This window comes from Nostoc sp. (assembly GCF_036916575.1).
Taxonomy (GTDB): Bacteria; Cyanobacteriota; Cyanobacteriia; order Cyanobacteriales; family Nostocaceae; genus Nostoc.
Map to the genome: position 1 here is coordinate 50,450 of NZ_JBALGC010000106.1, position 12,117 is coordinate 62,566.

At 43.4% G+C, this 12,117-nt stretch carries 15 protein-coding genes; 10 read left to right on the forward strand and 5 right to left on the reverse strand.

Going from position 1 to position 12,117, the window contains the following annotated elements:
- Positions 1 to 8: 8 nt before the first annotated feature.
- Positions 9 to 1,523, reverse strand: coding sequence for a cysteine--tRNA ligase (cysS, locus tag V7L29_RS23010; RefSeq protein ID WP_334736920.1), 1,515 nt, complete (start codon positions 1,521 to 1,523; stop codon positions 9 to 11).
- Positions 1,524 to 1,657: 134 nt separating this feature from the next.
- Here cysS and V7L29_RS23015 point away from each other — a divergent pair, with 134 nt between their 5' ends.
- Complete coding sequence (locus V7L29_RS23015; protein WP_334736921.1) at positions 1,658 to 2,770, forward strand: CobW family GTP-binding protein; 1,113 nt, start codon at positions 1,658 to 1,660, stop codon at positions 2,768 to 2,770.
- Positions 2,771 to 2,883: 113 nt separating this feature from the next.
- On the opposite strand, the gene V7L29_RS23020 is transcribed toward V7L29_RS23015, so the two are convergent.
- On the reverse strand, positions 2,884 to 3,495 hold the full coding sequence (locus V7L29_RS23020; protein WP_334736922.1) for a hypothetical protein: 612 nt from the start codon (positions 3,493 to 3,495) through the stop codon (positions 2,884 to 2,886).
- A 39-nt stretch (positions 3,496 to 3,534) separates the two neighbouring features.
- Here V7L29_RS23020 and dtd point away from each other — a divergent pair, with 39 nt between their 5' ends.
- From dtd to V7L29_RS23040, 4 genes are all read left to right on the forward strand, one after another.
- The gene (gene dtd / locus V7L29_RS23025) at positions 3,535 to 3,987 is read left to right on the forward strand and encodes a D-aminoacyl-tRNA deacylase (RefSeq protein WP_334691130.1); all 453 of its coding nucleotides are present in this window, start codon (positions 3,535 to 3,537) and stop codon (positions 3,985 to 3,987) included.
- A gap of 104 nt (positions 3,988 to 4,091) precedes the next feature.
- Positions 4,092 to 4,433, forward strand: coding sequence for a photosystem II reaction center protein Psb28 (psb28, locus tag V7L29_RS23030; RefSeq protein ID WP_334691131.1), 342 nt, complete (start codon positions 4,092 to 4,094; stop codon positions 4,431 to 4,433).
- Between the two features lie 228 nt (positions 4,434 to 4,661).
- Positions 4,662 to 5,174, forward strand: coding sequence for a MogA/MoaB family molybdenum cofactor biosynthesis protein (locus V7L29_RS23035; RefSeq protein ID WP_334736923.1), 513 nt, complete (start codon positions 4,662 to 4,664; stop codon positions 5,172 to 5,174).
- Between the two features lie 137 nt (positions 5,175 to 5,311).
- Positions 5,312 to 7,063, forward strand: a complete 1,752-nt coding sequence (locus tag V7L29_RS23040) for a diguanylate cyclase (RefSeq protein WP_334736924.1) — start codon at positions 5,312 to 5,314, stop codon at positions 7,061 to 7,063.
- Between the two features lie 193 nt (positions 7,064 to 7,256).
- On the opposite strand, the gene mraY is transcribed toward V7L29_RS23040, so the two are convergent.
- Positions 7,257 to 8,348, reverse strand: coding sequence for a phospho-N-acetylmuramoyl-pentapeptide-transferase (gene mraY, locus V7L29_RS23045; RefSeq protein WP_334691134.1), 1,092 nt, complete (start codon positions 8,346 to 8,348; stop codon positions 7,257 to 7,259).
- A 79-nt stretch (positions 8,349 to 8,427) separates the two neighbouring features.
- A complete protein-coding gene (locus tag V7L29_RS23050) occupies positions 8,428 to 8,664 on the reverse strand; it encodes a DUF3134 domain-containing protein (RefSeq protein ID WP_334736925.1) in 237 nt (78 codons plus the stop codon).
- Between the two features lie 242 nt (positions 8,665 to 8,906).
- On the opposite strand from V7L29_RS23050, the gene V7L29_RS23055 reads away from it, so the two are divergent.
- The 5 genes from V7L29_RS23055 (at position 8,907) to V7L29_RS23075 (ending at position 11,542) form a co-directional block, all read left to right on the forward strand.
- On the forward strand, positions 8,907 to 9,491 hold the full coding sequence (locus V7L29_RS23055; RefSeq protein ID WP_334736926.1) for a PAP/fibrillin family protein: 585 nt from the start codon (positions 8,907 to 8,909) through the stop codon (positions 9,489 to 9,491).
- 136 nt (positions 9,492 to 9,627) lie between these two features.
- The gene (locus V7L29_RS23060) at positions 9,628 to 9,783 is read left to right on the forward strand and encodes a hypothetical protein (protein ID WP_334736927.1); all 156 of its coding nucleotides are present in this window, start codon (positions 9,628 to 9,630) and stop codon (positions 9,781 to 9,783) included.
- A 120-nt stretch (positions 9,784 to 9,903) separates the two neighbouring features.
- Positions 9,904 to 10,119 (forward strand): photosystem I reaction center subunit IV, encoded by a 216-nt coding sequence (locus V7L29_RS23065; RefSeq protein ID WP_334691137.1) that lies wholly within the window; start codon positions 9,904 to 9,906, stop codon positions 10,117 to 10,119.
- Between the two features lie 253 nt (positions 10,120 to 10,372).
- Positions 10,373 to 11,248: a DNA-formamidopyrimidine glycosylase gene (locus V7L29_RS23070; protein WP_334736928.1), complete on the forward strand. Its 876-nt coding sequence runs from the start codon at positions 10,373 to 10,375 to the stop codon at positions 11,246 to 11,248.
- Positions 11,249 to 11,326: 78 nt separating this feature from the next.
- Entirely contained in the window at positions 11,327 to 11,542 is a 216-nt protein-coding gene (locus V7L29_RS23075; RefSeq protein WP_334691139.1) for an NAD(P)H-quinone oxidoreductase subunit O, read from the forward strand.
- Positions 11,543 to 11,656: 114 nt separating this feature from the next.
- Here the strand turns inward: V7L29_RS23075 and V7L29_RS23080 are convergent, their stop codons facing one another.
- Positions 11,657 to 12,046, reverse strand: coding sequence for a translation initiation factor (locus tag V7L29_RS23080; protein WP_334691140.1), 390 nt, complete (start codon positions 12,044 to 12,046; stop codon positions 11,657 to 11,659).
- Positions 12,047 to 12,117 lie beyond the last annotated feature (71 nt).

Sequence of the window (12,117 nt, forward strand, 5' to 3'; positions counted from 1 at the left end):
TTTAAAATTTAATTTCGGTGCCAGCGTGTGCCATCACGGCTATCAATTAGGGTAATACCTTCTGCTTGAAGTTCGTCACGAATGCGATCGCTTTCGGCAAAATTCTTGGCAATACGTGCTTCTTGCCTTTGCTGAATTTTCGCTTCAATTTCCGCATCGCTTAAACCATTACTCGTGTAAGTTTGTGTTTCTATCTCGGCTTCTAAACCTAAGATTCCAGCTAATGTGACAAGAGTTTGCCATTGACGCTGTAACTCATCTGGCGATGTTTCGGTTTTCCCTTCATGCACAAGAACATTTCCCTGACGACGCAGTTCTTTGGCTAATTCAAACAGTACTGTTAATCCACCAGGAAAATTAAAGTCGTTATTCACAGTTTCTTGGAAACGTTCAACATAGGGATTGGGGAAGGTGGGGCCCCCTCTGGGGATAAGGGGTAATGGGGATTGGGAAAACTCTTCCTCAGCCGCTAGTCCCCAGTCCCCAGTTCCTAAATCCCAGCCTAGTTTTTTGCCGTATTGGTAGCCGAACAGTAAACCTTCTTTAATGGTGTGCCAACCGTTGGTTGCTGCGGCGATCGCTTCATCGGTAAAATCTATGGGTGTGCGATATTGAGCGGTTAGCACAAACAACCGCACTGCCATCGGGTCAACTCCTCGAGCCAGCAAGTCTCGAATAGTGGTAAAATTGCCCAAAGATTTGGACATTTTTTGACCATCTACTGTCACCATGCCGTTATGCAACCAGTAACGCGCTAAGGGTTTTCCTGTCACGGCCTCAGATTGGGCAATTTCGTTTTCATGGTGGGGAAAAATTAAGTCAGTACCACCAGCATGAATATCTATGGTATCACCCAAGCGATCGCGCACCATTGCCGAGCATTCTATATGCCACCCTGGACGACCTGCGCCCCAAGGTGATTCCCAAGCAGGTTCTCCTGGTCTTGCTGCTTTCCACAAGGCAAAATCGAAGGGGTCTTTCTTTTTCTGGTACTCTGGATCTTCTACGTTGACGCGATCGCTTTTCCCCGCTTGCAAATCTTCTAATTTCTGTCCCGAAAGCTTGCCATACTCAGAAAACTTTCGTACTGGATAATACACATCGCCGTCAGCAGGGTAAGCAAAACCCTTATTTTCTAACTGATGAATTAACCGCAAAATGCCATTCATCGTGTGAGTAGCACGGGGATACTCATCGGCTTCTTTTATCCCCAACCGCGCCATATCCTCAAAATATGCTTTGATAAAGCGATCGGCTACAGCTTCCATTGAGGAATGCTCAACACAGGCTCGATTGAGAATCTTGTCATCAATATCAGTAAAATTTTGGATATATCGCACTTGATAGCCGATAAACTGGAGGTATCGGCGCACTACGTCCCAAACGATGCAAGCTCTAGCATGACCCAAATGGCAGTAGTCGTACACCGTCACGCCGCAGTAATACATCTTAACCTTGCCTGGTTCGACTGTTTCAAACGGTTCTTGACGACGGGTGAGGGTATTGTAAAGGGTTAGGGTCATAACAGAGTAATGCTGAAATAGGGAGATACGTAATAATAAGGTAAAGCAGCTGGGATGACAGTCCAGCATCCCTATGCTAGTGTTTTCTGGACTATCTGCGCTACATTACTATTTTTTGACTTGATAACAGCGCTATGCAATCAGCAGTTACACCCGAATCATCGGCAATGGATACGCCCAAACAAGGAATGCCAGTAACAATTATTACGGGTTTTCTCGGTAGTGGCAAGACGACTTTACTTAATCATATCCTCAACAATCAACAGGGTTTGAAAACCGCTGTTCTCGTGAATGAATTTGGCGAAATTGGCATCGACAACGAGCTAATTGTTTCCACTGGTGAAAACATGGTGGAGCTCAATAATGGTTGTATCTGCTGCACTATTAATAATGATTTGGTAGATGCAGTTTACAAAGTTTTAGAACGCCAAGAAAATCTAGATTATCTAGTAGTGGAAACAACTGGATTGGCAGATCCGCTACCAGTAGCTCTAACATTTTTGGGCACAGAATTGCGGGATTTAACCCGCTTGGATTCGATTATTACTGTAGTAGACGCGGCGAATTACAGCCTAGATTTATTTAACTCTGAGGCAGCATACAGCCAAATAGCTTATGGTGATGTCATTGTGCTGAACAAGGCTGATTTGGTTGATGAAACCACTTTGAATGAGTTAGAAAGAAAAATTAACGAAGTTAAGGAAGGAGCAAGAATTATCCGCGCTACGCGATCGCAAGTGCCACTTCCTTTAATTCTGAGTGTTGGTCTGTTTGAGTCGGATAAATATTTTGACACAGTGGTGGATGACCACAACCATCACGACCATGACCATCACGATCATGATGATCATGATCACTCAACATGCGGTCATGACCATCATGACCATGACCATGGCCACCATCATCACCATCATTCTGATCATTTAGAAAATGATGGTTTTACTTCCATATCTTTCCAAAGTGACAAGCCTTTTTCTATTAGGAAGTTTCAGTATTTCTTAGATAATCAGCTACCCTCAAATATCTTCCGAGCAAAGGGGATTATGTGGTTTGATGAAAGTCCGAAGCGTCATATTTTCCACCTTTGTGGTAAACGCTTTACCTTAGATGATGATGAATGGCAAGGTCAATTGAAAAACCAGCTAGTGCTGATTGGTCAAAATTTGGATCGTGAGGCTTTAATTACTCAACTCGAAAACTGCATTTGTTTACCTTCAACCTCTCGCGGTAAAGGCTTTGGAAAATAAAAGTTAGGAGTTAGGAGTGAGGAGTTAAAAGTTAAAATTGCGTAATCGTTCCCAGGTGGAACCTGGGAATGTATTCCCAATGGCTCCGCCATTTGTTCTAATGGTTCGCTTGTTCACTCTCCTGCATTACCAGCTTCTTCGCTTGCTAACTGCTGCACCTGTTCCACAGATAACCCTGTAACTCTCGCCACTATTTTTGCTGACATTCTCTCTTTGAGCAAATTCACCGCCACACGCCGCACTTCTTGTGCGCGACCTTCGGCTAAACCTTCGGCTAAACCTTCAGCAAGGATAGCTTGATAAGTTACTGATTCCTGCATAAGTTCCCTCCGCAGCAATTGTTGAATTATCTCTTTCTCTAATACTAGCCCAGCCAAAATGAACGTTGAGGCTGCAATATTGTTCTGGATACGTTGCTCAGTAATTTCTGAAATTTCCTGAGCAACTTGTTGTAACGTAGCAGTGCGGTTATTTGTCTGACTTAACACCGCAAATGGTAATAATCCTGAATGCTCCAAAAATACATTTGTTGGTTGCTCCCAAAGACGAATTACCTCAAACTGATGAAAGGTTTCTTCCAAAGTGAATGTGGTTTGCTGCACAAGTTCTGAATTTGTCTGTTGCAGATAAATCACTACCTGACGCATTCGCTTACTCTTAAAGCGGCGATTAGTTTGCTTTAGTTTGCGGTTTAAGAATGCGTAGGCGTATCCTGTCGTAGACATGGCTTTAAAATTGAAACGTTGATGAACGTTTAGATTAAAATGCGCGTTATCATCCAACGAGTTAATTCATCTCAAGTTACAGTTAATGGTGAAATTGTCGGCAAAATTGGACGGGGGCTAAATTTACTCGTGGGTATAGCCAATACCGATACTGATGCTGAAATCGACTGGATGGTGCGTAAGTGCTTGGAATTGCGGCTATTTCCTGACGATAAAGGAGACAACCGTTGGCAAAAATCTGTGCAAGAAATTGGCGGCGATTTGTTAGTAGTCAGTCAGTTTACGCTTTACGGTGACTGTCGCAAAGGTCGCCGTCCTTCTTTTGATCGTTCAGCCGCTCCCCAATCAGCAGAAGATTTGTATAATCGTTTTGTTACCAAGTTAAGAGCTAGCGATTTGCAGGTGGAAACAGGTCAATTTGGTGCAATGATGCAAGTTACAATTGAAAACGATGGCCCCGTTACTTTGTTACTTGAAAAAGAAGCAATTTAAGTATATACACTAAAAAGATGAATAACAGTAGCCTCTAGACCGTGGTGTTCTAATTGATGAGAGAATATTAAATTAACCATCACAAAAGTTTAAATTCATTGATCATGACGAAAATCCAGTTTTCTAGAGGTCTTGACGAAGAGGTAATTCCAGAGGTGCGCTTGACGCGATCGCGCAGTGGTGAGAGTGGTACAGCGACGTTTATTTTTACGAATCCGAAGATTTTAGATCAAAGCAGCACCGAAGACATTACCGGGATGTACTTGATTGACGAAGAAGGAGAGATAATTACCCGTGAAGTTAAGGGTAAGTTTGTCAATGGAAAACCGGAAGCATTAGAAGCAGTTTACGTAATGAAATCTGCCCAAGAATGGGATCGCTTTATGCGCTTCATGGAGCGGTATGCTGATGAAAACGGTCTGGGACTGAGCAAAAATGAGGCATAGGGCATCGGGCATTGGGAAGCCACTGCGTTGGTGAGGCAGTCCAGTCTTCTGCCAAGGGGAGACGATGCCGCGCATAGCGCAGCGTAAAGCCTTCTCTTCTCCCTACAGCCCTTTGGGAGAAGGGGAGCCACTGGCGTCATCGGGCATCGGGCATAGGTAATTATTGTCATGCCCAATGCGCCATTTCCCATGCCTAATTATCAATGATCAAAAGTTAATGACTGACCTATGACGTCACAACCCCACCCAGACTCGCCTGGAATTACGGTAATTTGTGCTGTGGTTACCGTTAGCGATACACGCACCCCCGAAACAGACAAAAGTGGCCAGCTAATTCAGCAGTTACTCCTTGGTGCTAAACATGCTGTAGGAGCCTACACAATTATCAAAGATGAACCAACACAAATTCAAGAGCAGATAGAAAATCTGGGTAAAAGCTCAAATTTGGATGCTGTAATTTTTAATGGTGGTACAGGTATTGCACCAAGAGATACCACTTACGATGCAATTGAGAAGTTACTGGAGAAAACCTTACCGGGATTTGGTGAGTTATTTCGTTTTTTAAGTTATCAAGAAATTGGTTCGCGGGCGATCGCTTCTCGCGCTATTGCTGGTGTTTATCAAAATAAATTAATCTTCTCGCTTCCTGGTTCCAGTAATGCTGTGCGGCTAGCGATGGAAAAACTGATCTTGCCCGAACTGGCTCACTTAGTAAGTCAGGTTTATAAGGGGGTGAAATGAGCAGCCTTTGAGAAAGTTACCATGATAACTTTTGTAAAACTAACAGATCACGCACTGAACTCATCCCTTATATACATACATCTTCAGCCTATCTAGAATTATAGTGAAACGAATGAGATGTTAATATCAGGTCAGTAATGGAGCCTATTTACTGGAATTGCATCATTGCTCACGGCATCACTGCATTTTCATACTTTGGCATCCCTATAGTAATAGGGGTTTTCTTGGCCAAAACTAAAGCAACTATCCCTTCTAAATTTTGGCTAGCCTTTTTCTTATTAGGTGGATTCATACTATTTTGCGGATTTCATCACCTTCTGGCGATTTTTGAGCCACATGTGGCAGTGTCCCTGCTGCACTTAGGTGTGCTTGATGTAATGGCGTTTCTTTCCTTGTCTGTTTTACTCTACTTGATGCCAACCATTTATCAAATTGTAGAAGCGATCGCCAGATATCAAGAAGACACGTGCGAACTTCAACGTAGCCAGCAGATACAACGGCTATTCCTCGATCAAGGGCCGTTTGCAGCCTATATTAAAGATGAGGAATCTAGAATGCTCTACTACAACCAGGAGCTACAGTCTAGATTTTCGGTAGATCCACAAGAATGGTTGGGGAAAACGAATAGTGAATTCTTGCCAGATCCACAAGAGGCGCAGCGGGTAATGGAAAACGATCAAGTCGTTTTGAAGACTCTACGCCCCTTGAAGCTGATTGAAGAGGTAAAGATAGCTAGTAATGCTCAGCCGTGCTACTGGCTATCATTTAAGTTTCCGTTTAGCGATTACGCAACGGGCGCTTGCCGCATCGGTGGAATTAGTATCGATATTACAGAATCCATAGAAGCACAGCGATCGCTCACTGACCTAAATCGGCAGCTAGAAGAAAAAACACTGAAATTAGATGCAAAAAAACAGGAACTGATATATCTCTCCGATATGGCGGATATGCTTTATTGCTGCGAGTCTGAAGATGAGGTGTATAAAGTAGTCGCTTTAACCTGTTCCAAGCTGTTTCCTAATATGAGTGGTTGTATCTATATAATTGCTAATTCTAAAAATTATGTTCAGATGAATAGTTTTTGGGGAGATGAAAGAACCAGTAAAGAAATATTTTCCCAATCTGATTGTTGGGCATTACGGAGAGGAAAATTAAACCTTTCATCGTCTCCTAATTCAGGACTAATATGCAATCATTTAATACATCCTGTTAGCGGTGCACATTTGTGTGTTCCATTGTTTGGACAAGGCGAAGTAGTTGGAATTTTACACATTTATGCGCTTGAAGAAATCAGTTTAGAAGATCAACAAATTACTGAGATTATTGCTAGAACCTTAGGCATTGCACTGAATAATCTATCGATAAAACAACGTCTAACCTATGATAACTTGCGGGATGGGATGACCCAACTATTCAATCAAAACTATCTGCAAACCATAACGGAACAGAGGCTAGCGGAAGCTGAACGGTTGAGACAATCTCTTAGTGTTATTTTCCTTGATATCGATAACTTCAAATCTTACAACTCGCGCTATGGGCATCTAACTGCCAACATTGTTCTCCAGGGATTAGCAAAGCTGCTGTTAAAATCTATTCGCTCTTTTGACATTGCTTGCAGATGGGGTGGTGAAGAATTTGTAATTGTGATGCCTAATATGACCCTGGAAACGCTCAGGAAGCGAGTAGAACAACTAAGAATAGATGTTGAACAAATGCAATTGAAGGACGGCGATCAGATCCTCGAAAGCATCACTGCTTCTTTTGGAATAGCTGTATCAGAACCAGGGATTACGGTTAAGGATTTTCTGAATCGGGCAAATCAAGCGATGCTTGAGGCAAAGCGAACAGGAAAGAATCGGGTTATGGAGTATGTAAATACTTATAATTAATAATTCATGGCACCACAAACGATGGAATGGGCAGCCCTTGAGTCGGCATCAAGCGTCATTTCCAGCATAGAAATCAGAAACTCATAAATTTACTATATAAAAAAAACTCCCTGAAGATGTGGGAGTTGTCATTTTGTATTCCAGCAGTTTTTCAACCGATTCAAAATGGAGCGATGCCTGCGGCAGGCTGCGCCTACGCCAAGCAGATGATAGCCAATATAGCAGCGATGACATAAAATACTCCAACCACTTGCAATTCTGACCAGCCAGTCAGTTCTAAATGATGGTGTAAGGGTGCCATTTTGAAGAGGCGCTTGCCTTTGCCATCAGGGCCTTTGGTGGCTTTGTAATAACTTACCTGTGCCATCACAGAAAGAGTTTCTATGAAGAAGATACCACTGAGAATGAACAAAGCTACTAAGGTGTTTGTCAATAATGCTACAGCAGCTAAAGCTCCTCCCAGTGCTAAAGAACCGGTATCTCCCATGAAAACGCGGGCTGGGTTACGATTATGGGCTAAGAAACCTAAGCACCCACCACTTAAAGCAGCACAGAAAACCATCAACCCAGGTGCTGTAGGTGCGACTAGGGCACCTAATGCCAAAAGTGCGATCGCGACTGTTCCTGCTGCCAAGCCATCAATACCATCTGTTAAATTAGTCGCATTACTTTCTGCAACTAACACAAAACCTGCTAAAGGCCAAAATAAGAATCCTAAAGGTAGTGTAAAGCTCACCCAAGGCAAAGCAATATTTGTAATATTAGAAGGTTGATTAAACATCAGCCATAGACAAAACACTGCCGCAAAACTCACCTGCAAAGCCAGTTTCGTTCCGGGAGATATACCTTTATTTGATTTCCGGCGCAGAATTTGCCAATCATCGAGCCAGCCAATCAATCCGTAGCTGATTGTCAATGCCGAAACTGCAAGCACCTCTGTAGCAAAGTTAGACAATATGCAGGCAATTATCACACCTACAGGTATAAAAAATATACCTCCCATTGTTGGGGTGCCTGCCTTTTTGAGATGAGCTTGGGGCCCATCTTCACGAATTATTTGTCCAGTTTTGAGTGCTTGAAGTAGGGGTATTACCCAATAGCCCACGACACCTGAAGCTAGCGCACATAACAGTAGTGGCAGAGTTAACGATATACTTTGCCAGGGTAGCCTGTTGGCCATCGAATCCAAGAAAAATGCTGTTGTACCTAGCCCTACAGCTAATAAAGAGGCTAAAGCGATTCCAGAAATATTTAATCCTTGCTCAGGAGATAATTTAGCGTCCACAGAAGTTTCCCTTCACTCCACACTTAACAAAATGAATACCAGTAACTAAGGATATTAGCAAGTCCCCAGCTTGAAAAGGCTAATCCTCAGCGATTCCTATATCGTCATCATCATCAAGGTCATAGCCAATTCCATCTTCTACACCCATTAGGGAGTCTATTTCTTCTTCGTCATCTTGAAAATCCGGTTCGTGAACGTCACGCGCGATGATCCGACCGTTGCTTTGCAACCAGTCCAACAAAGAGGACTCTGGCTTTAAGGGGATGATATCGGCTCGTTGGTTACGGGGTTCTTCACGTAATGGAGAGTTCAACATATCGAGGCGGACAAGAAAAGGTTTACCTAAGTTGACATTTAGAGTCTATCACTTGACACGGATTAATTTAGTTATCTTTTCAACCCTTTAGTTGATAAATCCGTATTCAGATAGAAATTTTTTATTTAATAGGCGTATGGCTTAGGTCAAGCGATTATTAGTAATTTTTATGGCTCTACACATAGGTAATGAATATCTTGTTTATGCTGATGGAAAGTGAGTAATTTTTGAGGTTACAGGCGATGATGGCAAAAGCGGCTTTTATAGATGCGATCGCTGGTACAAATCGCGGTCTACTGGCGACCCAAACACAGAAACAGGCTATCTTAGCAGCGATCGCCAATTTAGAAGACTTTAATCCTACACCACGTCCGGTGGAAGCTAATAATTTGCTAAATGGCAATTGGCGATTACTATACACCACTAGCAAGGCTCTTTTAAACTTAGATCGTTTACCTTTATGCAAACTGGGTCAAATCTATCAGTGTATCCGGGTAGAGACTACCAGCGTTTACAACATAGCTGAGATTTATGGCTTACCTTATTTGTCAGGATTAGTCAGCGTTGCTGCTAAATTTGAGCCAGTTTCAGATCGGCGTGTCCAAGTTAAATTTGAGCGGTCGATTATCGGCTTACAACGTTTAATAGAATACAATTCTCCGGTAACTTTTATCCAACAAATTGAAGCAGGTAGAAAATTTCCGGGGATTGATGTTGCAATAAACAGTGATAAACAGCAGGGCTGGTTAGATATCACTTATATAGATAACGATCTGCGGGTCGGCAGAGGTAACGAGGGGAGTGTGTTCGTATTGAGTAAAACATAAGTTTGTGCAAAAAGACTGTTTGCGAACGAAGGTACGCTATAAACTGTACCTTGTCAAGTAGTTTCTAATACAATTTTCCACTTGGGATGTGCTAAGGGGGTGGGAGACAAGGGGACAATGAGAATAACCATGCCCAATGATGCCAGCTGCTTCTCCTGTCGGAGACGCTCTTGCTAGCTTGCTTCCCCGTAGGGGTACAACGGGTAGCGTTCGCGTAGCCTCTCGTAGAGAAGCGGTAGCGAGTCTTAGAGCGTCGGGAACCTCCGCAACGCACTGGCTCCCCAATGCCTAATGCCTAATGCCCAATTCAGACAAATAACTTAACAAAGACTCTTGCTGCGACCTTCAGGTTGTAGAGTGAAATCAATTAGCCCTCTAGATTGGCGATTAATAACTAAAAGGGAAAATAATCATGGTTCAACGTGGTTCTAAAGTACGAATTCTCCGCCCTGAATCCTACTGGTTTCAGGATCTAGGAACTGTGGCTTCCATTGACCAAAGCGGCATCAAATACCCAGTAATTGTTCGCTTTGAAAAGGTAAATTACGCTGGTATCAATACCAACAACTTTGCCCAAGATGAATTAGTAGAGGTTGAAGCACCAAAGGCTAAACCGCCAAAAAAATAAGCAGCAAAGCTACAAGGGGGTTGTTTGATGCGATGATGAAGGGAAGTCTTAAGTATGAAGTGCTGAAGTATAAAACTTTCAGTTCTTTTATCCTTCATCCTAGCCTACCCTAATCTACTAAAAGCCGCCCTGCGGGTATTTACGGTTTCTATTTGGTAGTACGACAAGCCACTTACAAGTGTTTAAAATACTACCTTATCTCTTCTTTATTCACCCCCTAAGTACATCAAAATTGCTTGCTTAATCAGTTTGAATGCCTGAACTGCCTGAAGTTGAAACAGTCCGGAGGGGTCTAAATCAATTGACCCTCAACCAAGAAATTACGGGTGGAGATGTGTTGCTTGATCGCACCATCGCCTACCCGTTTTCTATCGGTGAGTTTGTTGATGGAATTAAAAAGAATGCGATCGCCGCTTGGCATCGTCGTGGTAAATATCTCCTTGCCGAACTCGCTCCCTCATCCTCCTCTTCCCCTTCATCAACCAGCTGGCTAGGGGTTCATCTGCGAATGACTGGTCAACTACTATGGCTACATCGAGATGAACCATTACATAAGCACACGCGAGTCAAATTATTCTTTGGGGATCAGCAGGAATTGCGCTTTGTTGATCAGCGTACCTTCGGTAAAATCTGGTGGGTTCCGCCTAGTGTTGCTGTAGAAAGTATTATGACTGGTTTGGCAAAACTGGCAGCAGACCCATTTTCAGCCGAATTTACCAGCGAGTATCTAGCTCTTAAACTCCAAAACCGCCGCCGTCCGATTAAGACTGCGCTACTGGATCAGTCGGTGGTGGCGGGATTAGGTAACATATATGCTGATGAAGCCCTGTTTAAGAGTGGAATTTTACCTGAAACTTTGTGTATAGATTTGCAGCTAAAGCAAATTGAGCGTTTGCGAACAGCCATAATTCAAGTGTTAGAAACCAGCATAGAGGCTGGTGGTACGACTTTTAGTAATTTCTTGAGTGTTAAAGGTACTAACGGCAACTATGGTGGTGTAGCTTGGGTTTATAACCGCGCTGGAGAACCCTGTCGAGTTTGTGGCACAGAAATTCAACGGATTAGGTTAGCTGGGCGATCTAGTCACTTTTGCTCCCAGTGTCAAAGGCCAAGGAAGTTTGGAGTTTAGAGTTAGGAGTTTTTACTTCTAACTCCAAACTCTCTTAAAATGCAGATGAAACAAGTTACAAATTTGAGAGGGGAATTCATGGCAGTCAAAAAAGGAGATATGGTTCGCGCTGTGCGCGAGAAACTAGAAAACAGTCTGGAGGCAAAAGCCAGTGATACTCGTTTTCCTTCTTATTTGTTTGAAACCAAGGGCGAAATTGTAGATGTCAAAGGTGATTACGCTCTGATTAAGTTTGGGAAAGTGCCGACACCTAATATTTGGTTACGTATGGATCAACTCGAAGAGTTTAAATAACTTGAAATAGCAGCAAAAACAAAAGGCAGTAGGTTGAAATCCCGCTGCCTTATTTGTTAGTTATTCCAAAATTTCTCACCCTCTAAAAACCAACATCACAATATTAGTTTCGCGTTAACGGCGGTAATCCTGATCTGCGGGATCGCCGTAGGGGTCTTCGCTGGCTGGGCGGACGTCACCAAACTCCCCTTGGTCTGCGGGGTCGCCGTAAGGGTCTTCACTCGCTGGGCGAACATTGCCGTAAGATGCGATATCTGCGGGGTCGCCGTAAGGGTCTTCACTCGCTGGGCGAACATTGCCGTAAGATGCGATATCTGCGGGGTCGCCGTAAGGGTCTTGACTGGCTGGAGTCACGTTGCCATAAGATGCTGGATCTGCGGGGTCACCGTAGGGGTCTTCGCTGGCTGGACGTACATTGCGATCGCGGTATTGAGCATCTTCAGCTTGATCGCTGTTCGACCCCAAAAGGAAATCCTTCGCCTTTCGCAAAAAGTCATCTACCATGATCTGTCTCCTGATTTAAGTTCGTGTTTCCGACGTGCGCGATCGGCGTTATCCTCCGGGAAACCCGCTTT